A 24,321-nucleotide genomic window follows, 5' to 3' on the forward strand; every position below is an offset into this window, starting at 1 on the left:
AACACAGGACAGAGGACATAGAACAAGAGGACAAGATCGGCTCTGCCTGCCTCGAGTACAAGATCGGCTCTGCCTGCCTCGAGTACTGTGACTCCGCATGATCGCATCCGAGATCGAGACCAGCGAAGATCTGGTCCGCGACCTGCTGCGGGAGCAGCATCCGGACCTGGCCGAGCTGCCCATCCGCGAGGTGGCGGGCGGCTGGGGCAACCAGATGTGGCGCCTCGGGGACGAGCTGGCCGTCCGGATGCAGCGGATGGACAAGGGCCCCGATCCACAGCTCAAGGAGCGCCGCTGGCTGCCGGTGCTGGCCCCGCGCCTGCCGCTTCCGATCCCGACTCCGGTGCGCAGCGGCGCACCGTCCGAGCGCTTCCCCAAGATCTGGACCGTCATGACGTGGGTTGACGGCACGCCCCTGGACCACGGCTCGATCACCCGCGGCGACCACGCGGCGGACACGCTGGCGGCCTTCCTCGAAGCGCTGCATGAGGAGGCGCCCGCCGAGGCGCCGGACGCCTCGGACCGCGGCGGTCACCCCAAGGAATGCACGGCCGGTTTCGAGAACTTCCTGACGGCCGTGGACCTCGGCCGCTTCGCCGAGTACGACATTCGGGCCGTGTGGGACGACGCGGTCGCGGCTGGCGAGTGGGAGGGCCCGCGGGTGTGGGTGCACGGCGACCTGCATCCCGCGAACGTCGTCGTCGCGGACGGCACACTGGCAGGCGTCGTCGACTTCGGCGCGGTCTTCGCCGGCGACCCGGCGTGGGATCTTGCGGCCGCCTGGCTACTGCTCCCCGCGGGCGGCGCCGCACGATTCTTCGAGCGCTACGCACAAGCGGATGAGGCGGCGGTCCGACGGGCGCGTGGGCTGGCCGCGATGAAGAGCCTGTTCCTGATGTTGATGGGCCAGAACGGGGACCGCGGCCTGCCCGGCGGCAAGCCGAACTGGGGGCCCGCAGGCCGGTCGGCACTCGATCGCGTCCTGAAGGGCCTTTGACGTCGCCATGTCGGCATATCGGCATATCGACCCGGCTCTCCCCGGCTGACGAGACGGGAGCGTCCGCCACCGGCTACTGAACTTGAACTCGTGATGTCGGGCGGCGCAAGCCTTGGTTCCGGGGCAGCGTGGGGCCGAGGCACGGTAGCTGTCTCATCGGCAGACTCGTTGTCACCGCGGCTCGGGCGGGTGGTGGGCCTTGCGGTCGGTTGCGCGTCGATGCCGATCGAGATGGCTGGGGACTGTCGGTGGCCGGTGGCAGGATCACCGGCATGGTCTACGTACGTACGACTCCGCCGCGGCCTGTCGAGATGACCGCGGTCTTTCCCGAGCTGGCTCCGTTGGCGCGGCCTGCGATTCGGCTGCACCCCCGTCCCGGGTCGCCCTCGACAGGGGAGAGCTCGGTCGGGGGGCCGTTGCTGTGGCCAGCTGAGGAGCCGTGGCCGCACTGCGAAGGCGAGCACCTGGACAGCGGGTTCCGCCGGTCGCCGGCAGACGTGCGGCTGTCGAGGCGCAGGCTGGCTCGGCTGCACCATGATCCCCATGGCCCCGAGTTCACGCCCGAGGAGGAGGCGATCAGGGAACAGAATGCCGCGCGGCTCGCGAAGCGACTCGACACCGGCCCTCCTCGGCCCGCGGAGTGCCCGACCCCCATGTTGCCCGTGGCTCAGCTGTATCTGCGCGACATACCCCTGTTGCGGCCGCCCGGAGAGGCCGATCTGCTCCAGGTCCTCTGGTGTCCCTACGACCACGCTCCGGATTGGAAGCCCGCGACTGCGGTGTTCTGGCGGTCCGCCGCCTCGGTCGTCGATGTCCTCGCCACGCCACCGGAACCGTATGAGGCGAACTACCCGGGCTATGTGCCGGAGCCCTGCCTGCTGGCACCAGAAGCAGTCACCGAGTACCCCAACAGCCTTGATCTGAGCCCGGAGATGAGGCGGGCGGTGGGGGACTGGAGCAGATGGCAGACAGCCGGCGTGGACGTGGACTGCTCGTACGCGGAGTATCCGGGGGAGTTCTATGACGGCAATCTGGCCGACGCTCCCGGATGGAAGGTCGGGGGCTGGCCGCCATGGGGCCGCACCGACCCGTACCGCCGGTACTGCACTGTCTGCGACGCCCAGATGGCCCCGCTGCTGACCATCGCCTCCTTCGAATGGGACGGTGGTGAGCGACGCGGCTGGGCGCCGTACGAAGACCAAGCCGCCGCCTACGCTGCCGGTCATCGCGCCGGCCAGGACCCGGCGCAGCCGACGAAGGTCGAAGTGGGCAGCACGGACAACATGCAGCTCTACGTTTGCCCGACCTCTCCCGAGCACCCACACACCGACCTGATCCAATGAACTGCCGGGCCTGCCACACCCTCCCCTCCAGTAGGGCCTTCCTCCAAGCGCCGTACTTCCAGCAGGAGCGCAGGACGACGACGCGCTGATCTTCTGGCTGGACTGACACCGACCCAAGCCCGATGCCAGGAGGATCTAGGTGACGGCACCGAAGGGCGGCAGGTCCGGCTCGCGGCCGACGGAGACTCGAGCGCGACGACCACGCCGGGTCACGCCGAAAACGCTTTGCCCGGTCTGGGGAGAGGTCGCTACCGTCACGCCAGCGCGAGAGGCGCGCGATCACGGGACGGGGAGGTTGATGAATATGGCCGCCGTCGGCCGTCTTCAGCATGCCCTCGTCCGGCCCGCGCGTCAGCGGCGCTCGCAGAGCGCGGTCCGGGTCGTTTCAACGACCAGGAGTGACACATGTCTTCCTCCACTTCAGCGCCTCGCGATCAACTGACCACCGAACACCTCGTTCTCCGGCCCTGGACCATGGCCGAGGCCACCGCAGTCCTCGACGACACCAGGTGGGCCCAGTGGGCGGACGATTTCCCCGCCGAAGGCGACCGCGTCATCGCGGGTCTTCTCGGCCAGAACCCCGCCTGGCTCGGTGAACATGGCCACCGTCTGATCATCGAGCGTGACAGCGGCCTGGTGGTCGGCTCGATCGGCCTGTTCTGGCCGCCCAGCGAGGGAATCCTCGAAATCGGATACGGCATCGTGGCTTCCCGCCGCGGTCGGGGCTATGCCACCGAGGCCACCGAGGCCCTGACCGAGTTTGCCCTCACCGCACCGGACGTCCACACCGTGTCCGCCAGCGTGGAACTGTCGAACCCGTCCTCAATCCACGTGCTGGAGAAGGCCGGCTTCCACCGCTGGGCCACCGAGGAGAACACAGCCCGGTTCAGGCTCACAAGCCAGGACCGCGACCAGCGCTGAGCCCCGGGGCCCTGGAAGCACGCCCCTCCAGGGCCCCGTCACAGTCGCGCGGCCAGCGGGGAGCAAAGCGGGGAGCAAGGTGAGTGCGTGATGCAACAGGGAGCGACCGAGCCCAGCACCGCTGCCATCAGGCCAGCCGAGTTCGATGCTTGTCTCGTGCCGTCCGGCCAGGCCATTGGCCAGTGTGGCGAGGCCGCAGGCCGCAGGCCGCAGGAACCTCGGCCGCTCGTGGGAGGAATGGGCAAGACCTGTGGATGTGGATCGGCGTGTCATACGACTTGTTGGTCGAGTCCTGGTCGAGTCCTGGTTCCTGGCTGGTTTCTTCGGCGCGTCGTTCGATGAGTATGGGCCCAGCGGAACCTCTCTGGTCCTAGGATCGGGCCATGAGCAGGACCGACCGCGCCAGCCGGGTGATCGCGGCACCACCGGCGACTGTCTACGGCGCCCTCCTCGACCGGGAGTCGCTGGAGGCCTGGCTGCCGCCGGACGGCATGCGCGGGCGGGTCGAACGGTGGGATCCCCGGCCTGGCGGCGGGTTCCGGATGGTCCTCACCTACCTCGCCCCCACCGACAGCCCGGGCAAGACCTCGGACGCGACGGATGTAGTCGACGTCCGGTTCGCCGACCTGGTGCCACCGGAGCGCGTGGTGCAGCGGGCGGTGTTCGAGGCCGACGACCCGTCGTACGCGGGCACCATGACGATGACCTGGCAACTCGCCGTTGCCGGTGACGGGACCGAGGTGACCGTCACCGCCACGGACGTGCCACCCGGTATCGACCAAGCGGACCACGAAGCAGGGATCGCCTCCTCGCTGGCCAACCTGGCGTCGTACGTCGAAGCGGTCGGCTGACTCGAGTCGGTTGCGCCCCGGATTCGTCGTGCACTGATGAACCCAGCGAACCCAGTGAACTCAGTGAACCCAGTGTTCCGCGGGGAAGTCGTAGAACGCCGGCAGCTCATCGACGCCGTCGGTGAGCCTCTTGACGGCCATGGGCCGAGCCAGTTGTCAGGAACGCTTCGTGATCTGTAGTACGAACGGGTAGCCGTCGCCGTTCGGGTTGCGGCTGGGAAGCTGGACTTCCACGCCGGAGTCGGTATTGCGGAAGGGGATTCGGTGTCCTTCCGCGCCCAGCAGCCGCATCCGCGAGCCGGAGTCGAGCGGCAGGTCTCCCGGCAGTGTGAGCAGCGTGCCGGGCCAGCTCAGACCGAGGACGTTGAACGAGTGCTCGGAGACGGTGTAGCGCAGATCACCGTCCGCGGCGCGACTCCAGGGAACGGTGTCGTAGATGGCGGCACCGTTTCTGTCGAGCCATGCACCGACGTCCAGCAGCCGCTCGGATTGCCAGGACGGAATCGACCCGTCGGCTCTCGGACCGATGTTGAGGAGCAGGTTGCCGTTCTTGCTGACGATGTCGACGAGCAACTGCACGATCCGCGGTGACGATTTGACGGAGGCCGGGTCCTCGTTGGTGTCATAGCCCCATGAGCGGCCCAGCGTCAGGCACGCCTCCCATTTGTCGGCCCGCAGCGAGTAGCCCGACTTGTCGCCCTCGAGCGTCGCGTAGTCGCGGTGACTCGCCTCGAAGCGGTCGTTGACGAGAACCTCCTTCGGGTGGGGCCGGGAGGCGGCCTGGTTGTAGTAGTAGGCGAGGATCTCGTTGCCGCGCCAGTCCATGTCCTCAGGTTTGAATACCGGGCCCGCGCCGAGATCTGCGTGCCAGTGCTCGCCGTCGGCCCACAGAAGGTCGGGGTCGTAGCGCTCGACCAGCGTCTTGAGCATGACGTGCAGATAGTCGTCGACGTAGTTCTGGACCGGCTTGTAGCCGGCATACGGTATCGGTGCCTTGGTGTACGGGTTCCACGGAGGCGTTTGCAGCGCGGGGTTGAAGAACTCGCCGAGCGAGTGGTAGATCCCGCGCTTGAGGTGGCTCGAACGCGCGGCGTGGAACAGCTCTCCGACCAGGTCGCGTCGGGGCCCCAGCACGACCGAGTTGCGGTCGGACGCGGTGTTGGGGAAGAGCTGGAAGCCGTCGTGGTGCTTGGACGTCAGCACGAAGTACCGTGCGCCGGCGCGCTCGATGAGCTCGATCCAGTCCCGGGCGTCGTAGCGCTCGGCCCGGAACCGCGGGATGAAGTCGTCGTAGTTGACGTCCGCGCCGTAGGTCTCCAGGTGGTGCTGGTAGCTCTGGTCGATGCCGGGGTCGCCGATGTGCATCGCGTACGAGTACCACTCCGCGGCGTGGTAGGCGACGTTGGTGCCCCAGGCGGGGACCGAATAGACGCCCCAGTGGATGAAAACGCCGAACTTCGCGTCGCGAAACCACCGGGCCGCCGTGTGTCCCGCGAGCGACTCGGGCGTCGGGACGTACGGACCGGGTGCGTGCAGGAGCGGGGCAGCGGTGGATGCGGACGCTGCCTGCCGGCCTGCGAACGATGCGATTGCGGCGCCCGCGCCGATTGCGCCTGTTCTATGGAGGAAGTTGCGCTTGGTGGCATTATGTCCGGACATGGGAGGTCCCCTTCGTCGAATGTCAGGGATGACGAGAGTGAAAGAAACCATGAACAGATCCGATGAATTGTTAACTTGTGGTTACGGAGGCGTCAAGGGGTTCCGCGGTAGGCGCCGGGTCAACCTTCATGTGCAGTCGGCTCTCGTCCGATTCCGTGCGCAGATGCCAGGGGGCGGCGGAGGTGCGGTGATCAGCAGGTCGCTCTGACCGACCTCGATACATCCTATGTATCGTCGGGGAGTCGAACTTCGCCACACGGCTGCCGCAAGAGGCCCGTGCCACTCGCTCGAGCGGTGGGCCGAGGCGGATCGCTGCTTGCCGGGAAAGGGCGACACGTGACCGGGCGGGAGGAGGCGCTCGCGGCCGAGGTGCCGCACCGGTGCCCGAGCGCACCGCGGCGGCCTCCGCGGTGTCCGGCCGCAGGGCGCGCAACTCCGCGGCGCTAACCCCGCCACCGCACCCCGTGCCGCCGCCGCAGCCGGTGGATCTCCCACCAGGCCAAGGCGGTCACCGACACCGGCCCTCCGAGGAACACGCAGACCGCGAGCGGCACCGGGCCCGGCGGCAGCCCTCCCGACGGCAGACGGAGAAAGGCGAACACCCAGACCAGGACGGTGGTGACCAGCGCGGGCAGCGCCGCGTGCACGGCGGACAGGTTGAAGGCGTGCCGCAGCAAGGGGCCGGTGGCGAAGCAGAGGAAAAAGATCACCCACCAGAACGGCGCCCAACACCCGAACATCACGGACACCCAGAGCAGCAGCCCGAACCACCCGTCGACGGTGCTGGGCAGCAGCTCCATCCCGTGGCCCGCCGCTGTGAAGATTATCGGCACCAGCGTCCAGGCGCCGAAGTACCACAGGGCCGACTTGCCGGCCGGCCACAGCTGTGTCCGCATGGCCCGCCGTGTCCCGGGCCTGGCTGCCCAGAAGAGCAGCGTCACCACCACCACGGCACTCACCAGCGCCAACCAAGGCGCGAATACGAGCTGTTGCAGGAACTGTCCGGGCAGGTCCTGCCAGCCTCCGAACGCGGACAGCAGCGCCACCGAAAGGACGAGGGCCAACCAGGCCCTCACCCGCTGCACCCGGGACACCTCGGGATCCTCGCGCCGTCCTGCCGGGCGTACGGGAAAGACCCGGCGCGCCATGCGGCGGGCCGTACGGGCCAGCTGGTAGCCCACCAGCAGCGGCACGGTCAGCCACCACAGGCACGGGAAGACCAGCACCAGCAGCACCCCGGGGCGTACCTGCGCCCGCCGCCCCCTCAACACCTCACCCGGCGACGGCCATTCATCCTCACGCAGCCGTCGCCACAGCGGCGTGTACGGCAGCGGCGGGTCGCCCGCGGGCCGCGGCACGGAGGTGCTGGGTGGGTCGATGCTCATGGGCGTCACGGGCGTCCCTTCCACGGTCCCGGAGACAGACGCGCCCAGCCCGGCCACGGTTCCGGACGACAAACCCCGTACTACCGGGCGCGCAGTCGGTCGGCAGCCGCTCCCCGGGCCGCCGGCTCAGCTCTGACCTCGTGAGCTCACCGAGGCCATCCGCGCTGCCCGTGCACAGCAAGAGGACGGAACCTGGCAAGGGGCTACGCGCTCCGCGCCGGCATCGAGGGCACGTCCACCAGGCCGCCCACAGCACCGGAGCACGCCGAGCCCGCTGCCGCGGCCTGGCCGAGACCCACCTCGATCACACCAGCAGCGCCACCGCCCTCAACCGCACCGACCAAAGCCATCTCGGCAGACTTCAACTAGGCCTCGGCGCACGGTGGTTGATGGCACTTACCAAGATCGCGCACTGTCAGCTCACCCCTCACTCAGTGGGCCGGTAGCGGCTGAGCAGTTCTTCAAGGCCGTCGATCCATGACTCGAGCTGTTCGGCGGTGCGAGTACGCACCGAACACGCATACCTCTGGCCATGGCTCGTATCGACGGACACGGTGAGTGCGTAGCCGAGGGTGCGGATGGTTTGGCCGTACGTGACCTGGGCGATGAGCGGCCAGGGCAGGTCGACGGTGGTTCCGTTCAGGCCGAGGGACATGCCGTTGGTGTCCGCCAGGATCGCGTTCTTGCGGTCCATCGCCAGAAACTCGGGTTCTCCCTGACCGGCTGGCGCCCGCGAGAGGACGGTTGGCGCGTGCTGAATCCCAGGAGGCCCGAAATCAGGCGTCGGTGTCGGGGACGCGACAGTTGGGGCGTAGTGCGGTGGGCCCGGCGGGAGGATGACGGGTGCTGCCGGCGGTGGTGCATCGCCGGTCAGGGTTTCGAGAAGGTGCTCGGGCGTTGGGCGTCGGCCGGGGTCTTTGGCCAGGCACGCCTCGACGACAGGTCGCAGGGCCACGGGGACGGTGCTCACGTCGGCGTCGTGGTGGACCGACCGGTACATCAGTGCCATGGGCGTGCCGTCGCCGAACGCCTTGCCGCCTGCTGCGGCGACGAGGACAGCCCCCAGGGCGAACACGTCGGCCGCGCCGGTCACGTCGAGGCCCTCGGCCTGCTCGGGGGCGAGGAAGCCGGGTGTGCCCATGCCGGTGCCGGTCATGGTCAGGCGGGAGTTCTCGACAGCCCGGGTGATCCCGAAGTCGAGGACGCGTGGGCCGTCGGCGGCCATGATGATGTTCCCGGGCTTCAGGTCACGGTGGACCAGTCCGCAGGCGTGGATTGCTTGCAGTGCCTCGGCGAGGGCGGCGCCCAGGGTGCGTATCCGTGCCTCGTCCATGGGGCCGAGCGTGGTGAGCAGGGTGGCGAGTGTGGGGCCCGGGATGTAGGCGGTGGCCAGCCAGGGGGTCTCGGCGTCCGGGTCGGCGTTCACGACCGGCGCCGTGTGGAAGCCACCGACCTTTCGGGCGGCCTCCACCTCGGCGCGGAACCGGTCACGGAAGCCGGGGTCGCGGGCGAGTTCGGAGCGTGCCACCTTCACCGCGACCTGGCGACCACCTCGTGATCTCGCCAGGTAGACGACCCCCATGCCGCCTTCGCCGAGTAACCGCTCCACCGTGTACGGACCTATGTGGGTGGTGGCATGCGACCCGGTTCCGTCCACGCACTTTTCCTTCTCCCTCGCCCCAATGCCTCCGATGGTCAGATTACTTGTCCAAGCGTGTGCGCGGGTACGGGCTGGGCTTGTCGTGCCAGCTGGTCTACCGGCTGTCCCGGGCCCTGGTCGCGGTGGTGGCCGCCAACCCGAGCGAGACGTCCGGTGGCTTGTTGCGGTGTGCGGTGACGTTTCGTCAGCGGGTCCGGTGGTGTGGTGGGTGGGTTGATCCATATGCGCTACGGCAGGGGCGGCGGGGCGGACCGGCGGTGGGAGCGTTCCGGGTGGGAGCCTGTGATCGCAGGTCCGTCTTTCGGAGAGTGGCTGACGTGGAGGTGGCGATGAGAGTCGTGTTCGTGCACGGGGCGTGTGTGCGGGACGGATCGTGGTGGTGGCATCGCACCGCCGATCTGTTGCAGGAGCGGGGGGTGCCGAGCGTGGCCCCGGCGCTACCGAGTTGCGGCGAGGCTGGCCTGCCCGGCGGCGTCGGCGGTCCGGGGCTTCCCGAGGATGTTGCCGCGGTGCGGCAGGTGTTGGAGGCCGGCGACGAGCCGACCGTCGTGGTCGCCCACAGCTACGGAGGCATCGTCATCGCGGAAGCCGCCGCGGGAATCGGGTCGGTGCGCCACCTGCTGCTGGTCTCCAGTTATCTGCCCGAGGTCGGGCAGAGCCTGGCGGACTTCGGGGACGGCAGCCCCGCCCCGTTCCTGGACGTCGACCCCGACGCCGGCACGTTCGGGGTCCGCACCGAGCTGCTCGTGGACACGTTCCTGCATGACTGCGACCCCGAGGTCCAGGCACAGGCGGCGGACCACCTCGCCCGGCAGAGCGTGCAGGTGACCGGCCAACCGGTCGGGACGGCCGCATGGCAGCAGCTGCCCTCGACGTACCTCGTCTGCGCTCAGGACCGGGGCACCCCGCCGCAGATGCAGCGCGAGTTCGCCCGCCGGGCCGGCAGCGTCGTCGAGCTCGACGCCGGCCACCACCCGTTCCTGTCCCAGCCTGCGGCGGTCCGGGACCTGCTGCTGAGCCTGTGACGGCAGCCGCGTACCAGCCGCCTCGATTCACTGGCCCACCAGCACCCGGTACGGCACCGTCGCCTGTTTCTGGCGTACTCCGGCTGCCGCACTTCATCGTCCCGCTACGACCGACGGCAGGCGAAGAAAGCCCCCACCCTGCGCCGTACCTCAGCGAGCGTCGCCACCGCGTCGCCGGTGCCGACGAGAGCGGCCCGCGTTGCCGCCGTCACCAGACCGGTGCTCTGGAGCTGCGGGACGAGCGAGCCGTAGTCGGTGAATGCCCAGTGGTTCGCGTCGGCGAGCAGCGCGCGATGGCCGGGAAGGCTGGCCCAGGAGGACTCGATACGGGCGGCGCCCTCGAATCCTCCGGTGCGGAACAGCAGCAGCGGCCGGTCGGAACCGGCCGGTGTCGGGTACAGGTCGAGATAGCCCTCCAGGTTCGCCACCGCGCCGACCCGGCGGTCGTCACGCGCCGTGTACACCACCGCCGTGCCACCTGCGGAGTGTCCGTACAAGCCGACCCGGCGGGAGTCCATGACCGGGGCGAGCGGCAGGTCGCCGAGCCGGTCCAGGACCAGGCGCAGGTCTGCGATCCGCGTGTCTGTCATCGTGCGGAACGTCGCCGGGTCCGGCGGTCCGATCAGGGCAGTCGTCCGCATCCCCGTCGGTAGCTCCACCTGAGAGGCGTCACCGGGGTGGTCGACGAGGACGACCACCCGTCCGTGGCTCGTCAAGTCCTCGGCGAGGCTTGTGCCAAGCGTGCGGGAGTCGCCGCCGCCCGGTGAGTACACCAGCACCGGGCGCCGTCCGGGCAGCGGTGGCGCGCCCACGTGCCCGTGGGTGAGGACCGCGCCCCAGTCCACCGTTCCCGGCTCCGGTAGCCCTGGGTGGACGTGTGGCGCGTACTCGGCGAACACCGCGGCCTCGTCCGGGGTGAGCTGAGGGGCCCGGGAGAAGCCGCGTACCGTTCGGGCCGGGTACAGGACGGTCAGCATCAACTCCCGCACGCCGCCCACCCACGGGTCGGTACGGGCCGGGTCCGTCAGATGAACCGTCTGCATGCCCACGGGGTACGGGCCGGTGGGCGCGGGGAGCCGGAGGAACGGTCCGCCGCTCGAGGCGGACGCGCCCGTGGGCAGCAGGGCGGCGGCACTCCCGAATAGGGTGCCTTTCAGAAAGGTGCGTCGAGGAGTCATGCGGACATCCTTGGGATGGGGGCATCACGACGCGAAGGTTCAGGCCTCCGCCGAAAGGCTGGCCCAGGACGAGGAGCTGTGCGGGTGCTGCGAGTCCACTTCACGGCGGAGGACTTCGCCCGGGTCCGCTTCGCACCCCGCCCGGCGCCGCTCCAGGAGTTGCACGCCGCCCTGACGACTGCCGTGACCCGCCGTGGCGGGCCGCTGTTCGCACCGTGGCGCGGCCGTACCCTGCGCTCCCTGCCGGCCGCCGCTGACCCGCTCGCTGACCTGGTTCCCGCAGGCCGCCCGCCTTTCTTCCTCGACGTCCTCGGCGAGACCATGGCCGACGGCTTCGAACAGATCCGCGCCACCGGCCCAAGCCTCGTCCGCTCCGAGCTGGAGCGGGTCTACGGGGCGAGACTCGCGCCTCGTTGGGTCCGCGGCCTGCATGCGGGCGACGAGACGGCCTGGCGCACCCTGCGCCGTGCCCAGCAGGCCGCGTATGAGACGGTCCTCGCTCCGGTCTGGTCCGTCGTACAGGATCTGCACCGTGCGGAGTTCACCCGCTACGCCCTGGCCGTTGCCGAGCACGGCGTGGCCGCCACGCTGAGCGACCTGGCCCCGGGCAGCCGGCTCCACGAGGGTGTGTGGGAATGGCCGGACGCAGCGCCGGCCCGGGACGTTCGTCTCAACGGACGCGGCCTGGTTCTGCTGCCGACCTTCCACCACCCGCAGGGCCCGCTTCTCCAGGACACCCCAGGCCGTTCCGCAGTCCTGACCTATCCAGCCGGTCCCGGTCTGCCGCCCACCGCAGGCCGCCTGACCGCCCCCGCGGAGGCCCTGGCCGCCGTCCTGGGCCGCACCCGGCTCGATGCCCTACGCCTGCTCGCCGAGCCGCACACCACGACATCCCTGGCCCGCGCCCTCCACGTCAGCAATGCGACGGCCTCATCCCATGTGACGGCGCTCAGATCGGCAGGCATGGCGACGACGACCCGCACAGGGCGCTCGGTCACCCACCGGCGCACGGCTCTCGGCGCACTGATCGCGGGTGCGGGCCGGCCGCGGTAGTTCGCCGAAGAACCTGGCCCCAAGCGCAGGCCGAACACGCCTCCCTGCCGGCCTCCCCGCCGGCCTCCGGCACCGGCAGGAGGTCCGGAGCAGGCAGCTTGGTGAGCCAGGGATACACGGGGGTTGTGCCCGGAGACTTGTGCGATACAGGGCACGTCGCCGAGTGAATCCCGACCCGCGCACTATTCGGCCAAGTCCGATGGCTTTGTGCCATTCGTCGGTGATCCGCCTCCTAGATCACCGCGGTGCGGCTACACAAGAAGTCCGGGGGAGGTGTGCTGCGTTTCCCGTGGTGATGGCCGGTCTTCGGGGAGGTGGGGACGGTTGCTGACCATTGACGTGGCGGTGCTGCTCGCCGTCGTCGTCATCGTGCGGCTGCGGCGACGTACGCAGGCCCGCAGCCGCTTCGACGAGAAGCTGACCGTCGTCATCGTCCTGGCGCTGGGCGTCCTGATCGCCCCCACTGCGGCAGGCCAGGGAATCCTGAACATCCTGGAGCAGCTCACCGACGGCATCACGCAGGCCAGCCGATGAGCCCCCGCAACCGCAAGGGCCGCATGATGCCGGCGAAGCGTCCGCCGAGGCGGCGCCGCAGCCGTAGGCCCGGCAGGCGGCTGCGGCGCCGCGCGGATGACCGGTTGATCGGGCTTCTCGTGGCCGTGTCCCTGGTCGTCGCCCTGGTGGTGACGGTCGTCAACTGGCTGCTGGCCCACTGGTGGATCCTGGTCGTCATCGGCGTGCTCGCGGTGCCGGCCGCCGGCGGCTGGCTGTACCAGAGGCAGCAGAGAGCGCGGTGGGAAACGGTCCGCGCGCAGGGCCTGCGCTACCAGATGGGCCAGTTGGACGCCCTGCACCACTCTCGCTTCGAGGAAGCGGTGCGGGACCTGATGCGCCGTGACGGCTGCCAGGACGCGGTCCGGGTCGGCGGCGGCGGTGACCTGGGCGCCGACGTGAAGGCGACCGATCCCTTCGGGCGGCACTGGGTGATCCAGTGCAAACACCGGCGCAACGGCCTCGCCGGCTCCGCCGTGGGTACACCGGACCTTCAAGTCCTCAACGGCACCGCCCGCCAGGTCCACGGCGCCGACGTCGCAGTGATCGTGACGAACGGCCGGGTGACCGCACCGGCCGTCACCTTCGCCAAGCAGCAGCGGCTCCACGTGGTCGACCGGCACACCCTCGCAGTGTGGGCGTCGGGCTCCCGCCCCCTGTGGGAACTGCTCCGCACCGTCCCCCCGCCTCGCAAACCGACCGCCCTCTCCTGAGCCGCCTCCCACCCCGCTCCCGCGACACGGCCACGGCCGCCACCCTGCCCACCGCCGAGACCGTCGACCACGGCCAAGTGACAACGGCCAAGTACGGTCGAGGGTTGAACGGCGGGCCTACGGGTTCACCGGGGTGCCGTACACGCTCACCTCCGTCAGGTGGAACGTGCTGTTGGCGGTGTTGGTCAGGCCGACCACACGGATGTACCGCGCGCGGGCCTCGGTGTTGGTGGTGTCCCCGGTGTCGGTGGCCGGGCTGGTTCCCGACTTGCCGCCGAGGGTGAACCACGTCTTTCCGTCGACGCTGCCCTCGACGCGGTAGGTGTAGCTGCGGCTGCCGTCGACGTAGTTACGCACGTTGATCTTCGACACGTCGTCGACTGCACCGAGGTCGACCTGCCACCAGGTGCCTCCGAGGGTGAGCGGACCGCCCCAGTACGGGGAGTTCGCGCGGCTGCCGTCGTTGGCGGCGGTCGGCGGGTGACCGCCCTCCGAGGCCAGCGCCGTCACCGGCTTGTTCAGGCTCTGAAGGGTGTCCTTCGAGGCGTCCCGGGACGTCGTGGGCGCCGCCGTGATTCCACCGGTGAAGGTCGCGATGGACTCCTGCCCGGTGAGCCGGTTCATGGCAGTGTTGAACAGACCCACGTCCTCGGTCGCCGCCGCACCGGGGACGGTGCCCGTGCCGACGATCGTCCAGTTGGTGCGGTCGCTGCTACAGGAGCCGGTGACGCGGTCGCCGGACTTGGCGAGGCGGACGTAGACGCGGGGTGCGAAACCTCCGGCCTCCGTGGAGCTGTCGAGCGTGCCGTTGCCGTCCGAGTCCCAGCTGAACACGCACCCGTGACCCGGCGTGACGGCGATGTCGGCGAAGCCACCGGTGCCCTGGGCGGACAGGTCGTTGCCGGCGATGAGACCGGCACGGGTGTACTCGGAGGAGCCGTCCTGGAAGGTGACCTCGGTGGCCATGGCAGAGTCGTCGGAGAGTGCCTTCTGGAGGTACGCCGTGGCGTACTGGGACGTGCCCGTCCCCAGGTCCTCACCGCCCCCGGCGATACTGATGTCGTCGCCGCGGTGCGCGAAGGTCGCATGGGTGTTGTCCCACGTCAGGTAGCCGTCCGGCACGGTACCTTGCCCGACGAGCACTCTCGTGGCATCCGTCGCATCCCCGGTGCCCGCGCCCGAGGCCCAGCTGGCGTGCGCCGACAGGGTACTGATGGCTCCCGGTTCCGCGTCCTCGTGTGCGCTCAGCGTCCAGGTGGCGGTGAACTCACCGCCGGCCGGGACCGACTCGGTGGAGACCGGCGTGGCTGCCGAGACATCGAACCCCTGGGGGGCGTCGAGGCTCAGGGCGAGCTTGCCGGTGGCCCGGAGGACGTTGGTGTTGGTGAAGGTTTCCGTGACCGTGGCCGCGTCACCGGGCTTCAGGCCCTTGTGGTCGATGCTGATGTGGAGGTCACCGGCCGCCTGGTCCGCGACCTTCGACGCCTCCTGGTGGCTGTCGCCCTTCGGCGTCGCCGGGTACGCGGTGCCGGCACGGGCCCACTTCTCGGCGTAGGCCATCCAGTCGATCGGCGCCGGCTGCTCACCGGTGCGCAGCGACGTTGCCAGGGTGTCGAAGTACAGCTGCCACCGTTTCAGGTAGTAGTCACCGACCAGCCCGTTGAACTCACGCCTGGCGTAGTCCTGGAGGCTGGCCCCGGTCTGCCAGAAGGTGACGAGGGACTTGAGGTCGTAGTCGAGCGCGGCAGCCTCCGTGGCGTTGCCCGCCTGGTGGGTCGCCTGCTTCTGCCAGGCACCGAGCAGGAAGCTGCTCTGCGTGCCCAGCAGCCGGTCCATGAGCCGCATCTGGTCGAGCCACTGCCCGCTCAGCTTGTTGAAGGTCGCCTGGTCCCGGGCCGTGTAGGCGGCACGGATCCGGGGCAGCAGCAGCCGGCTGTGGTTGGCAAGGACCTGACGTGCGACATCGACCAGGTCGTAACGGTAGGCCTCGGAGTTCCTCAGATCCGGTGCGACCTGGAGCAGTTCCCCCAGGGCGTGGTCGAAGGTGGTGCTGTCGTACGGCAGCGCCGTACCGGTGTCGCTCAGGGAGGGCTGGTCGTCGAAGAGCGCGGTCACGTGCCGCGAGTCCTTGTCGGCCGGCCAGCTGTAGGCGGTGTGCGCGAGGGTGCGCCACGCCTGCTGTGCGTGCGGGTCGACACCGCCGTAGCGTGCGGTGGCGTAGTCGTCGAACCAGGAGTCGAAGTCGACGGGCCCCTGCTCCCAAGGCATGTCGGTGAAGAACGCGACGGCCGCCGGGTTGTTGTCGATTGCCTCGGGCATCAGGGCGATGCCGTTCACGGCCGACCCCGGCCGGTCCCGCATCTCGTAGAACTTCTGGTTCCACACCGACAGCCGGGCGCCGATGTTCGTGTGGCCGCCGAAGTTCCAGATCGTGCCGAAAGCCCATGAGGTGCCGGCGAAGTCCTTGTCGCGGTCGGTGACGGCCGGCTCGTCGGTCATGCCGTCGACGATGAACACCTTCGACGTGTCGATGGCCTGGAGCACCTCGGGGAGCGGATTCTTCTCCCAGCCCAGGATGGCCCACAGCGCCTCGGGATGTGCGACGTTCAGGGCGTGCTGCACCGCCTTCGCGGCCAGCTTGATGTCGATGTCGCCGGCCGTCCCGCCCTCGTGGACGAGGTCCATCTTGTACATCGTGGTGTCGCCGAAGAGCCTGCTCTGCACCTGGTAGAACGTGGCCGCCAGCTTCGCGAAGAGCGGATCGGTCGGGGCCAGCCAGTCGGGTCGCTGAAGCCCGTCCCAGTTGCCCTGGGGGACGGTGTCGGCACCGGGGTTGCGCTGTTCGAAGTCCGTGGGGACGGTTCCGAAGTAACCCGGCAGGACCGGAGTCATGCCGAGCGACCTCAGGCGCCCGGTCATCTTCTGCGCGAGCTGGACACGCCGATCGATCAGCTGCTGGGAGATGGGGCTACCGCTACAGCACATGTTCTCCAGCAGCCACCAGGACTGGTGAGCCGGCTGCGGAATCCACGCGCGCGCGTCCTGCGCCGAGTATCCGTACCGTTGGAGCGTCTGCTCGTAGACGGCTTCCTGGCCCTCGTAGACGAGGACCTCGTTGATACCGTGCAGGGCGAGCACGTCGATCCGGTGCTGCCATTCGGGCCAGCTCAGGTAGGCGCCCGCGTACCCCTGGTCGGTGTCGTTGAGAGCGAACCGGTGGTCGACGGAGGAGGTGTGCCGGATCGGTTGGTCCGGCAGCGGGAGGACGGCAGGCAGGTTCAGCTGCGAGCCGGTGATCGCCACGTCGGCGTGCGCGACATGGCGCAGGTACCAGCCGAATCCGGTGAGCTGCACCGCCGGGCTCGTCCCGGAGACGACGAGCTTGCCGCCCTGCGCCACCACCTCGAACCGGTCCGGTCCGTCGCCGCGGTCCAGCGTCCTCAGGCTGACCTGACCCGCCCGGTCCCCACCGATGAGTCGGACCAGGGCATCGTGGCTCGGAGCACCGTCGAATGCCTGGCCCTCCCGGGTTGCCGCGGCGGAAGTGGTGCGTGCGGCGTGCGGCGTGGTTCCGGCGGGGGCCTGCGGCGTGGCGAGTGCCGGCACCGAGGTGCCCAACAACGTCACGGTGACGGCTGCGGCGAAAAAGCCCCACGCGCGACCGACGCGGGTGAGGAACCCACGAGAACCTCGGTCACCGTGCGGCTGTGTGCGGCCTGATGATGTGGTCACATTCACGGACGATGTCCCCAACTCTCCCTTGTGAAAGCGACCTTTCAAAAAGGGCCACATGCTGACAGCGGCTTGTATACACCGTCAACCAGGCTTCTGGAAATAGCGTTTGCCCGCCCGCCCCGACCGTGGGTTTACTCGGCGCGACGCCCTCCACCGTGGCCGATGCCGTCCCCGCGACCGTGCCGGTCCTCCGGTCAGCCCAGCGATGCGCTCGCCGCACGCAGCTCGTCCAGGGCCGCCAGGATGTGCCCGGCAAGCTCGTCATCGGCATCACGGTCGCCCTCGGACCATGCGGCGTACCCCCGTTTGAAGGCGAGGATGCCCAGCTCACCCGCGAGCGCCGCAGTCGGATCGGGTACACCGCGGGCGACCAGGGCGGTTGTCACCGCGGCCGCGAGACTGACGCTCTTGAGGGCGTCGCGTTCCTGAAGTTCGGCGCTGGCGGCGACGGCCGCCTTCAGACGAGGCGCGAGCTCGCGGTTCACGGGGCCCATCGCGCTCGAGGCGCGTTCGAGACCGGCGGCGACGGCTTCGAGCGGACTGGCGTGACCGGGCGCCTCGGCGATGCCCTCGGCCAGCAGCCGGCTCAGCGTCTCCTGCCCTGCCACCAGCAGCTCGCGCTTGTCGGGGAAATGCCGGAAGAAGGTGCTCTTGGTGACCCCGGCGCGCTCGGCGATCTGCGTGACCGTCGTGGCGTCGTACCCCTGCTCGGTGAACAGGTCGACGGCGGCCATGACGAGGCGTTCGCGCGCTCCTGGTTCCCATCGACCCATGGGGCCATCATATGTGATGGGACTCTTGTCCCATCACCTTGCTATAGTGATGGGACAAGAGTCCCATCACTTGTGGAGGGTTACATGCGCGTTTTTGTCACCGGTGGTACCGGTCTGATCGGGTCCGCCGTCGTCGCCGAGCTCCTCGGCAACGGTCATACGGTCCTCGCGCTCGCCCGCTCCGAGGCGTCGGCCCTGGCCGCTGAGGCGTCCGGCGCCGAGCCGCTCCGGGGGGCGCTCGCCGACCTGGACATCCTTCGCGCCGGCGCCGCTCAGACCGACGGGGTGATCCACCTGGCCTTCACCAACGACTTCAGCAGCCCCGGCGCCCTCGCAAAGGCGGTCGCCGAGGAAAGCGCCGCCATCGCGACCCTCGGCGAGGAACTCGCGGGCAGCGAACGCCCCTTCGTCACCGTCTCGGGTACGCCCAGCGTGCCGGGCCGCGTCTCCACCGAGGCCGATCCGCTGCCGACCGGCGGGCCGGTCGGTGGTCGCGGTCGCGCGGTCACCGCGGTTCTGGGCCTGGCCTCACGCGGGGTCCGATGCACGGCCGTGCGCATGCCGCGCACGGTTCACAACCAGGGCGCGGGCGGGTTCGCCGGCCTGATGACCAGCATCGCGCGCCAGACCAGAGTGTCCGGCTACCCGGGCGACGGCGCACAGCGTTGGCCGGCCGTACACGCGCTCGACGCGGCAGTTCTCTTTCGGCTCGCCCTGGAGCAGGCGGAAGCCGGTACCTCCTGGCACGCCGTGGCCGACGAGGGAGACAAGGTGCGTGACATCGCGGAGGTCATCGGCCGAAGGCTGGGCCTACCCGTCGAGTCGGTGCCGGCGGAGACCTACGGCACCCTCGGCCCGATCTTCGCGACCGACCAGCCCTCATCCAGCACCCACACCCGGGAGACGCTCGGCTGGGAGCCGAAGCACCCCAGCCTTCTGGAGGACCTCGAGAACATCCGGCCCTGAGACCTGTGAACATCCGGCCCTGAGAAGAAAGGCGGCGAGGAATGCACGGTCCTCGGAAGCGAAGGCCGGCCGGGCCGTACCGAGCTGCCGCCCCTGACCCGAACGACTCTGCCGGCGGCAGCCCGCTCGCGGCCGGCCGGTCACCTGCGCTCGGGACGCAGCAGGACCTCGCTGCCGATGGGCGTGAATCCGCAGGCGAGGAAGGTACGCAGGGAGCGGGCGTTGCCGGGGGAGACGGCGGCGAAGAGCGGTTCACCCTCGGGGACCAGCGAGAGGGCATCGGACAGGAGCGCCCGTCCATGCCCTCGGCTGCCGTCCTGAGCGTGGTGGAGTTCGATACTCAGCTCCCGCCGCCCGGCAAGGCCGTCGGCCAGGGTGATGAGGCCACGTTCGTCACCGTGGACCTGGACGTTCGTCCGCAGCCATCGGGCGTGGCGGACACGTGGATGGTCGTCTGCGCCGGTCAGTTCCGCCAGACGCGGGGGGCCACCGGTGCCGCGGGCCGTGAGTGTGGCGTCGGTGACGCCGATCCATCCCTTGGGCCCGGCGAGGTGGCGCAGGAAGTCCGCAGAGAGCGACTCGCCGAAACCGTCCGGGCTCCGGGCGTACACGGCTTGCTCGGTCATGGCGGTGGCGACGACGGCGTGACCGGTGAAGGCGACCGAGCATTCGAGCCCCCCGGGCAGGGGCGGCAGCACCGTCACCCCGCCGTCGGCCGGCGGGAAGCAGTTGTCGGCAGCGTCCATGAAGAACGTCAGGAGCGGGTGTGATGCACTCACGGTTGCCCATCTGCGTGTTGAGGAAGCCCGGAAGAGGGTGAGGGCTGTCCCTTGAGTGGTCGTGGTGGCGGGCCTGCGGGACGAACTTGGCGGACCGGGCGACGTGTGCTGCTGCCGGCCCCGGCTGGAGGGTCTGCCGGGCGCCGCAGCGGGCCATCGGCACACTTATGTGGAAAGGGCGCCTCCCGCCTCATCGTCGGTGAGTTCGCTCAGCTCAGCCGCGGCCGGATCGAGCACGCGGGCCAGGAAGGACCGGGTACGGGCATGTCGCGGAGCGCCGATCACCTGTGCGGGGTCTCCCTCTTCGACGATGACCCCGTCGTCCATGAAGACGACACGGTCCGCGACCTCCCTGGCGAAGCTCATCTCGTGGGTCACCACGAGCATGGTCATCCCGTCGTCGGCGAGTGAGCGCATCACCGCGAGGACATCCCCGACCAGTTCCGGGTCGAGCGCGGACGTCGGCTCGTCGAAGAGCATCAGCTCCGGGTCCATGGCCAGCGCACGAGCGATGGCGACCCGCTGCTGCTGGCCGCCGGACAGCTGAGCCGGGTAGGCGGAATCCTTGTCGGTCAATCCGACCCGGCGAAGCTGCTCTCGGCCGATCCGCTCGGCTTCCTCCTTGTCGCGGCCGAGTACGCGGCGTTGGGCGATCGTCAGGTTCTGAAGCGCCGTGAGGTGCGGAAAGAGGTTGAACGACTGGAAGACCATGCCGATCCGCCGGCGCACCCGATCGATGTCGACATCGGGGTCGGTGACCTCGGCGCCGGCGACCGTGATCGTCCCCGACGTCGCCTCCTCCAGCCGGTTCACGCAGCGCAGTAGCGTCGACTTGCCCGAACCGGACGGTCCGATCACGCAGACCACGTCCCCCTTGGCGACCGTGAAGTCGATGCCGCGCAGCACCTCCAGCTCGCCGAACGACTTGCGCAGTCCACGCACCGCTATGGCCGTTGCGGATTTCCCCGTCGCCGTTTCGTCAGTTCCAGGCACGGTAGGCACCGCGCTCACCTCGCCCTCGCCGTACGTGCTTCGAGCCGCCGGACCAGATGGCCGAGCGGCAAAGTGATGACCAGGTAGCAAAGCCCGGCGATGAGGATCGGTGTGAGGCTGCGGTTCTGATTCAGCGCGTCCCTGCCGAATTTTGCCAACTCGTACTGATCGAGCGACAGACCCAGCAAATACACAAGTGACGAGTCCTTCGTCAGCAGGATCAGTTCGTTGGTGAGTGGCGGCAGCACGATCCGCAAGGCTTGCGGAATGATTATGGACACCATCGCCCGGCTCTGCGACATTCCGAGCGAACGCGCAGCCTCCAGCTGTCCCTTGGGTACCGCCTGGATCCCCGCGCGTATGGTCTCCGCCATGTAGGCGGCGCCGACAAGGCCGAGAGCCAGCATGACGGTCACATACTGGTTGAGTGCCACCTGGAAGGCGAGCGGGACCCCGAAGCCGAGAGCGATGAAGACGAGGAGCGCCGGGACACCCCGGAAGAATTCGATGTACGCGACGGCCAACCAGCGGTAGGGCGGCACCGTCGACAGCCTCATCAGTGCGAGAAGCAGCCCGAGAACCAGCCCGAAGCCGAACCCCAGCAGCGTGTAGATGACTGTGTTGACGAGGGCTGTGCCGATGATGTCGGGGAACTGCGCCTTGGCCACCCCGACATCGAAGAAGGCGCGGCGTATCTCGCCCCAGTCCGCGGAGAGGGCGAGCGCGAGGAGTGCGGCGGCCAGCACGGTGTATTGGAGGGCCCGGACGACGCGGGCCCGCTGTTTGCGAGATATCGGCATCGGTAGTGGATTCCTCACTTCTTGGGAGCGGTGGGGAACCACTTCTTGTAAATCCGGTCGTAGGTGCCGTCCGCCCTGGATTTCTTCAACACCTTGTTGATTTCCTTGCGCAGCTTGTCATTTCCCGTGCGTACTCCGATGCCGTATCTCTCGCCCGTTTGGAATTCCGTCGCCACCGCGGTGTCCGGGTTTTTCTTCACATACTCGAAGAGGACGCCATTGTCATTGATGGCCGCGTCGACCTGGCCCGTTTTCAGGGCGGTGAGCAACAATGTCACATCCTCGAACTCCACCGTGGTCACACCCGTGGCATGCTTCTTCGCGTAGGTCTCACCCGTGGTGCCCTGCTGGATCCCGAGCTTCTTCCCCTTGAGGTCGGCCATCGAGTGGTACGGAGCGCCTTTCTTGACCAGTAGCGCCTGTGTTGCATCGAAATAGGGGTCGGTGAAGTCCAGGTTCTCCTCGCGTACCGGGGTGATGGTCATGCCGGCCGCGGCGAGGTCGCATTTGCGCGTGTTGAGATCCTCGCCGGTCTGGATTCCCTCGAAGGGGGTGTCGACGATCTCCTGTTTGACCTTGAGGTCCTTGGCGACCAGGTCGACGAGGTCGACATCGAAGCCGACGACGGTGTTGCCCTTGCGGGACTGGAAAGGCTCGTAGGGCAGGTGTGTGCAGGTCTTGAGCTTGCCGGGCTCCACCAGATCCAGTGTCGAGCCGCCCGTATCGGAGGACTTGGTGCTCGTACAGCCCACCAGTACGGCGAGGGCGGCGGCGGTGGTTATGAGGTGTGACGCGGAGCGAGTGGACATGGGCGCCTCCATAACTACGGTCGGCGAGGGCCTACCTGTGCCAGTGAGTGGCGCCGATCTTGCCACCGGAGGTGTCGGATGTCTCCCTCTGACGTGGTCTTCCTCGCCGTTGCGTCCGCTCGTGCTGCGTCTCGACGGGTTGGGAGTAGCTGCTCTGCCCAGATGGTCTTGCACGATCAGCTTCGGTGGGGCCCCCTCCCGAGCGACGGCTCCTACTCTGCGCCCATGACAGCGCAACGAGTACGCGTCTCCGCGGCGGTCGTCGCATGGGCGACGGCCGCCACACTGATGACGGTGGGCTGTTCAGGCTCTGCGGGCTCGGACTCTCCGGGATCGAGGGCGAAAGCCCACGCCGCGGCGTCCTCCGCCTCACCCGGTCCCTCGAAGCCCTCGCCCTTCTGCGATGAGTTGACACGCTTTCATCTGGGCTTGACCAGCTACCGCGGCGATCTGGCCGATGCGGTGCACAGCCAGCGCATGGACTTGAAGAAACTGCAGCAGGAGGCTGCCTCGACCATTCGCCTCGGCGACGGGGTTCAGGCGAGCGCGCCACCGGCCATCGCCAAGGAGTTCCGCGCGGCGCTCGGCGCGCTCAAGACGTCATCGAGCAAGCTGAAGCCGGACTCGCGGATGTCCGACGTGACGGAGCCGGTCTTCAACAAGAAGATCCAGCCGTCCTTCGACGTGCTGGAGAAGTACTTTCTCGACTGCAACAACACGAACGAATGAAACGAGATGTGTGCCAGCGGCGTTCAGTTGTCGGGTGGTGCTCGAGAGGGGCGTTTCAGGATGCCTCGTGGCCGGCGGGCTTCTCGATCTCGGTGCTCACCCGTGCCCCTCGGAAGAGCACCGGAAGCCACAGGAGACATGCCAGCACGGGAACCGCGGCGTAGCCGGCCATGCCCACACCGGAGCCCAGCCCGTCCATGAGCGCACCGAGGACGAGATAGCCGACGCCGATGAGCGCCGACTCCACGAATGCGATCATCGACAGCAGGCTCGCCCGGTGGCGCGACGGCACGGCCTCGTTGAACACGTTGTCCACGAGCACGGCGGTGATCTCGGGAACCCCGACCAGGGCCAGGAACGCGGCGACGGTGATCCAGACAAGGCCGAGGCCGCTGAGGCCGAGAGCCGCGGCGAGCGTCAGGAGAGACACCGGGACCATGACCCGGTACCCGATGCGCCGGTCCGCGCGGTCCGACAGCAGCGGGGTGAGCCCGCCGACGAAGAATCCCGCCGATATGACCACGCTGACCGATGCGGTACCCGCTCCCTGATCGGAGAGGGTCTTCTGCGTGAAAATGATGTACGGCGTCAAAGTCGCATGCATCATCGCCGACACCACGACAAGCGTCACGAGCGCCGGCGTGGCGACCCGAAGCATCGCCCGCCACGCCGTGGCGTCGCCGTGCTCCCCCTCGGTTCCGTCCTGCTCGTCCACCGCGTCCGCGCCGCGGATCTCGGGCACCCGTGACATCAGCACCACTACGGCCAGGGCGAGACACGCCGCAGAACCGACGTAGACGACCCACCAGGAAATCTGTTGCAGTTGGCCGCCGAGGACGATGGCGGCTCCCGAGGTGACCGTCCCGAGCATGGTGAACCGGGACCTGATCCTTACGTAGCCGGCGGTTGCACCACGACGCACGAGCAGGTCGTACAGCAGGGCGGTGTCCGAGCCGGACACACACGCCATGCCCACGCCCTGCCCGATGAAGAGTGCCAGGAACACCCAGTAGTCGGAGAACGCCACCTGACCGAGCAGACATCCGGCTATCAGCATCTGGCCGATCACGATGCTGGCACGCCTTCCTATTCGGTCGGCGATGACTCCCGTCGGCAACTCCGCAACTCCACTGACCAGGTAGAGCAGTGTCTGTAGCAGGGCCACTTGCCCGGCGGAGAAGCCTCGCTGCTGAAGGAAGAGGACGAACACGCCCCGCTGGAACAGCGTGTTGGTGAGCACGGCGTATATGTAGAACGGGCGCGTGACACCTCGTGCCGCCTCGTCGACTACAGCCGACCCGCCAAGGGCCTTCGTGGTGCCGGTCATGCTGCGGGCTCCCTGGTGGTTCCGGTGATCATGGGTGGTGGGCCTCCGCCGCCGACCGGAACCTCCAGTCCAT

21 protein-coding genes are annotated in these 24,321 nt (G+C 68.8%); 10 read left to right on the forward strand and 11 right to left on the reverse strand.

Annotated elements, in window-relative coordinates:
* The first annotated feature begins 97 nt into the window (after window positions 1–97).
* The 4 genes from NQO67_RS00755 (at window position 98) to NQO67_RS00770 (ending at window position 4,112) form a co-directional block, all read left to right on the forward strand.
* Window positions 98–997 carry a phosphotransferase gene (locus NQO67_RS00755; RefSeq protein ID WP_255945255.1) on the forward strand — a complete coding sequence of 300 codons (900 nt, stop codon included), beginning with the start codon at window positions 98–100 and terminating at the stop codon, window positions 995–997.
* A 272-nt stretch (window positions 998–1,269) separates the two neighbouring features.
* Entirely contained in the window at window positions 1,270–2,340 is a 1,071-nt protein-coding gene (locus NQO67_RS00760) for a YwqG family protein (RefSeq protein WP_255946656.1), read from the forward strand.
* 405 nt (window positions 2,341–2,745) lie between these two features.
* On the forward strand, window positions 2,746–3,261 hold the full coding sequence (locus NQO67_RS00765; protein ID WP_255945256.1) for a GNAT family N-acetyltransferase: 516 nt from the start codon (window positions 2,746–2,748) through the stop codon (window positions 3,259–3,261).
* A 383-nt stretch (window positions 3,262–3,644) separates the two neighbouring features.
* Window positions 3,645–4,112, forward strand: coding sequence for an SRPBCC family protein (locus NQO67_RS00770; protein ID WP_255945257.1), 468 nt, complete (start codon window positions 3,645–3,647; stop codon window positions 4,110–4,112).
* A gap of 156 nt (window positions 4,113–4,268) precedes the next feature.
* On the opposite strand, the gene NQO67_RS00775 is transcribed toward NQO67_RS00770, so the two are convergent.
* The 3 genes from NQO67_RS00775 to NQO67_RS00785 all read right to left on the reverse strand — a co-directional run bounded on the left by NQO67_RS00775 (window position 4,269) and on the right by NQO67_RS00785 (window position 8,813).
* Window positions 4,269–5,771: an alpha-L-fucosidase gene (locus NQO67_RS00775; protein ID WP_255945258.1), complete on the reverse strand. Its 1,503-nt coding sequence runs from the start codon at window positions 5,769–5,771 to the stop codon at window positions 4,269–4,271.
* A gap of 443 nt (window positions 5,772–6,214) precedes the next feature.
* Window positions 6,215–7,156: a hypothetical protein gene (locus NQO67_RS00780; RefSeq protein WP_255945259.1), complete on the reverse strand. Its 942-nt coding sequence runs from the start codon at window positions 7,154–7,156 to the stop codon at window positions 6,215–6,217.
* Between the two features lie 427 nt (window positions 7,157–7,583).
* The gene (locus NQO67_RS00785) at window positions 7,584–8,813 is read right to left on the reverse strand and encodes a protein kinase domain-containing protein (protein WP_255945260.1); all 1,230 of its coding nucleotides are present in this window, start codon (window positions 8,811–8,813) and stop codon (window positions 7,584–7,586) included.
* A gap of 332 nt (window positions 8,814–9,145) precedes the next feature.
* On the opposite strand from NQO67_RS00785, the gene NQO67_RS00790 reads away from it, so the two are divergent.
* Window positions 9,146–9,841, forward strand: coding sequence for an alpha/beta hydrolase (locus tag NQO67_RS00790; RefSeq protein ID WP_255945261.1), 696 nt, complete (start codon window positions 9,146–9,148; stop codon window positions 9,839–9,841).
* A 104-nt stretch (window positions 9,842–9,945) separates the two neighbouring features.
* Here NQO67_RS00790 and NQO67_RS00795 read toward each other — a convergent pair whose 3' ends face one another.
* Window positions 9,946–10,884: an alpha/beta hydrolase gene (locus NQO67_RS00795; protein WP_308295604.1), complete on the reverse strand. Its 939-nt coding sequence runs from the start codon at window positions 10,882–10,884 to the stop codon at window positions 9,946–9,948.
* 219 nt (window positions 10,885–11,103) lie between these two features.
* On the opposite strand from NQO67_RS00795, the gene NQO67_RS00800 reads away from it, so the two are divergent.
* From NQO67_RS00800 to NQO67_RS00810, 3 genes are all read left to right on the forward strand, one after another.
* The gene (locus tag NQO67_RS00800) at window positions 11,104–12,072 is read left to right on the forward strand and encodes an ArsR/SmtB family transcription factor (RefSeq protein WP_255945263.1); all 969 of its coding nucleotides are present in this window, start codon (window positions 11,104–11,106) and stop codon (window positions 12,070–12,072) included.
* A 324-nt stretch (window positions 12,073–12,396) separates the two neighbouring features.
* Window positions 12,397–12,606, forward strand: coding sequence for a hypothetical protein (locus NQO67_RS00805; RefSeq protein WP_255945265.1), 210 nt, complete (start codon window positions 12,397–12,399; stop codon window positions 12,604–12,606).
* The gene (locus NQO67_RS00810) at window positions 12,603–13,337 is read left to right on the forward strand and encodes a restriction endonuclease (RefSeq protein ID WP_255945267.1); all 735 of its coding nucleotides are present in this window, start codon (window positions 12,603–12,605) and stop codon (window positions 13,335–13,337) included. Before NQO67_RS00805 ends, NQO67_RS00810 begins: the two co-directional genes overlap by 4 nt.
* A gap of 117 nt (window positions 13,338–13,454) precedes the next feature.
* Here the strand turns inward: NQO67_RS00810 and NQO67_RS00815 are convergent, their stop codons facing one another.
* Window positions 13,455–16,955, reverse strand: a complete 3,501-nt coding sequence (locus NQO67_RS00815) for an alpha-N-acetylglucosaminidase TIM-barrel domain-containing protein (RefSeq protein ID WP_255945269.1) — start codon at window positions 16,953–16,955, stop codon at window positions 13,455–13,457.
* Between the two features lie 311 nt (window positions 16,956–17,266).
* Window positions 17,267–17,845: a TetR/AcrR family transcriptional regulator gene (locus tag NQO67_RS00820; protein ID WP_255945271.1), complete on the reverse strand. Its 579-nt coding sequence runs from the start codon at window positions 17,843–17,845 to the stop codon at window positions 17,267–17,269.
* Window positions 17,846–17,929: 84 nt separating this feature from the next.
* On the opposite strand from NQO67_RS00820, the gene NQO67_RS00825 reads away from it, so the two are divergent.
* Window positions 17,930–18,811 carry an SDR family oxidoreductase gene (locus tag NQO67_RS00825; protein WP_255945273.1) on the forward strand — a complete coding sequence of 294 codons (882 nt, stop codon included), beginning with the start codon at window positions 17,930–17,932 and terminating at the stop codon, window positions 18,809–18,811.
* A gap of 140 nt (window positions 18,812–18,951) precedes the next feature.
* Here NQO67_RS00825 and NQO67_RS00830 read toward each other — a convergent pair whose 3' ends face one another.
* The 4 genes from NQO67_RS00830 to NQO67_RS00845 all read right to left on the reverse strand — a co-directional run bounded on the left by NQO67_RS00830 (window position 18,952) and on the right by NQO67_RS00845 (window position 22,192).
* Window positions 18,952–19,590, reverse strand: a complete 639-nt coding sequence (locus NQO67_RS00830; RefSeq protein ID WP_255945275.1) for a hypothetical protein — start codon at window positions 19,588–19,590, stop codon at window positions 18,952–18,954.
* Window positions 19,591–19,755: 165 nt separating this feature from the next.
* Entirely contained in the window at window positions 19,756–20,583 is an 828-nt protein-coding gene (locus tag NQO67_RS00835; RefSeq protein ID WP_308295605.1) for an amino acid ABC transporter ATP-binding protein, read from the reverse strand.
* A gap of 14 nt (window positions 20,584–20,597) precedes the next feature.
* Window positions 20,598–21,383, reverse strand: a complete 786-nt coding sequence (locus tag NQO67_RS00840; RefSeq protein ID WP_255945277.1) for an amino acid ABC transporter permease — start codon at window positions 21,381–21,383, stop codon at window positions 20,598–20,600.
* Window positions 21,384–21,397: 14 nt separating this feature from the next.
* Entirely contained in the window at window positions 21,398–22,192 is a 795-nt protein-coding gene (locus NQO67_RS00845) for an ABC transporter substrate-binding protein (RefSeq protein WP_255945278.1), read from the reverse strand.
* Window positions 22,193–22,621: 429 nt separating this feature from the next.
* On the opposite strand from NQO67_RS00845, the gene NQO67_RS00850 reads away from it, so the two are divergent.
* Window positions 22,622–22,921, forward strand: a complete 300-nt coding sequence (locus NQO67_RS00850) for a hypothetical protein (protein WP_255945279.1) — start codon at window positions 22,622–22,624, stop codon at window positions 22,919–22,921.
* A gap of 55 nt (window positions 22,922–22,976) precedes the next feature.
* On the opposite strand, the gene NQO67_RS00855 is transcribed toward NQO67_RS00850, so the two are convergent.
* Window positions 22,977–24,248, reverse strand: a complete 1,272-nt coding sequence (locus NQO67_RS00855; RefSeq protein ID WP_255945280.1) for an MFS transporter — start codon at window positions 24,246–24,248, stop codon at window positions 22,977–22,979.
* Window positions 24,249–24,321 lie beyond the last annotated feature (73 nt).

Source organism: Streptomyces odontomachi (assembly GCF_024435355.1).
Taxonomy (GTDB): domain Bacteria; phylum Actinomycetota; class Actinomycetes; order Streptomycetales; family Streptomycetaceae; genus Streptomyces; species Streptomyces odontomachi.

Excerpts from the sequence above, each read along its gene's own strand:
- NQO67_RS00770 (WP_255945257.1), top strand. The coding sequence starts at position 3,645 with ATGAGCAGGACCGACCGCGCCAGCCGGGTGATCGCGGCACCACCGGCG.
- NQO67_RS00840 (WP_255945277.1), bottom strand. The coding sequence starts at position 21,383 with ATGCCGATATCTCGCAAACAGCGGGCCCGCGTCGTCCGGGCCCTCCAA.
- NQO67_RS00760 (WP_255946656.1), top strand. The coding sequence starts at position 1,270 with ATGGTCTACGTACGTACGACTCCGCCGCGGCCTGTCGAGATGACCGCG.
- NQO67_RS00795 (WP_308295604.1), bottom strand. The coding sequence starts at position 10,884 with ATGCAGACGGTTCATCTGACGGACCCGGCCCGTACCGACCCGTGGGTG.
- NQO67_RS00775 (WP_255945258.1), bottom strand. The coding sequence starts at position 5,771 with ATGTCCGGACATAATGCCACCAAGCGCAACTTCCTCCATAGAACAGGC.
- NQO67_RS00765 (WP_255945256.1), top strand. The coding sequence starts at position 2,746 with ATGTCTTCCTCCACTTCAGCGCCTCGCGATCAACTGACCACCGAACAC.
- NQO67_RS00825 (WP_255945273.1), top strand. The coding sequence starts at position 17,930 with ATGCGCGTTTTTGTCACCGGTGGTACCGGTCTGATCGGGTCCGCCGTC.
- NQO67_RS00755 (WP_255945255.1), top strand. The coding sequence starts at position 98 with ATGATCGCATCCGAGATCGAGACCAGCGAAGATCTGGTCCGCGACCTG.
- NQO67_RS00820 (WP_255945271.1), bottom strand. The coding sequence starts at position 17,845 with ATGGGTCGATGGGAACCAGGAGCGCGCGAACGCCTCGTCATGGCCGCC.
- NQO67_RS00845 (WP_255945278.1), bottom strand. The coding sequence starts at position 22,192 with ATGTCCACTCGCTCCGCGTCACACCTCATAACCACCGCCGCCGCCCTC.
- NQO67_RS00810 (WP_255945267.1), top strand. The coding sequence starts at position 12,603 with ATGAGCCCCCGCAACCGCAAGGGCCGCATGATGCCGGCGAAGCGTCCG.
- NQO67_RS00780 (WP_255945259.1), bottom strand. The coding sequence starts at position 7,156 with ATGAGCATCGACCCACCCAGCACCTCCGTGCCGCGGCCCGCGGGCGAC.
- NQO67_RS00790 (WP_255945261.1), top strand. The coding sequence starts at position 9,146 with ATGAGAGTCGTGTTCGTGCACGGGGCGTGTGTGCGGGACGGATCGTGG.
- NQO67_RS00855 (WP_255945280.1), bottom strand. The coding sequence starts at position 24,248 with ATGACCGGCACCACGAAGGCCCTTGGCGGGTCGGCTGTAGTCGACGAG.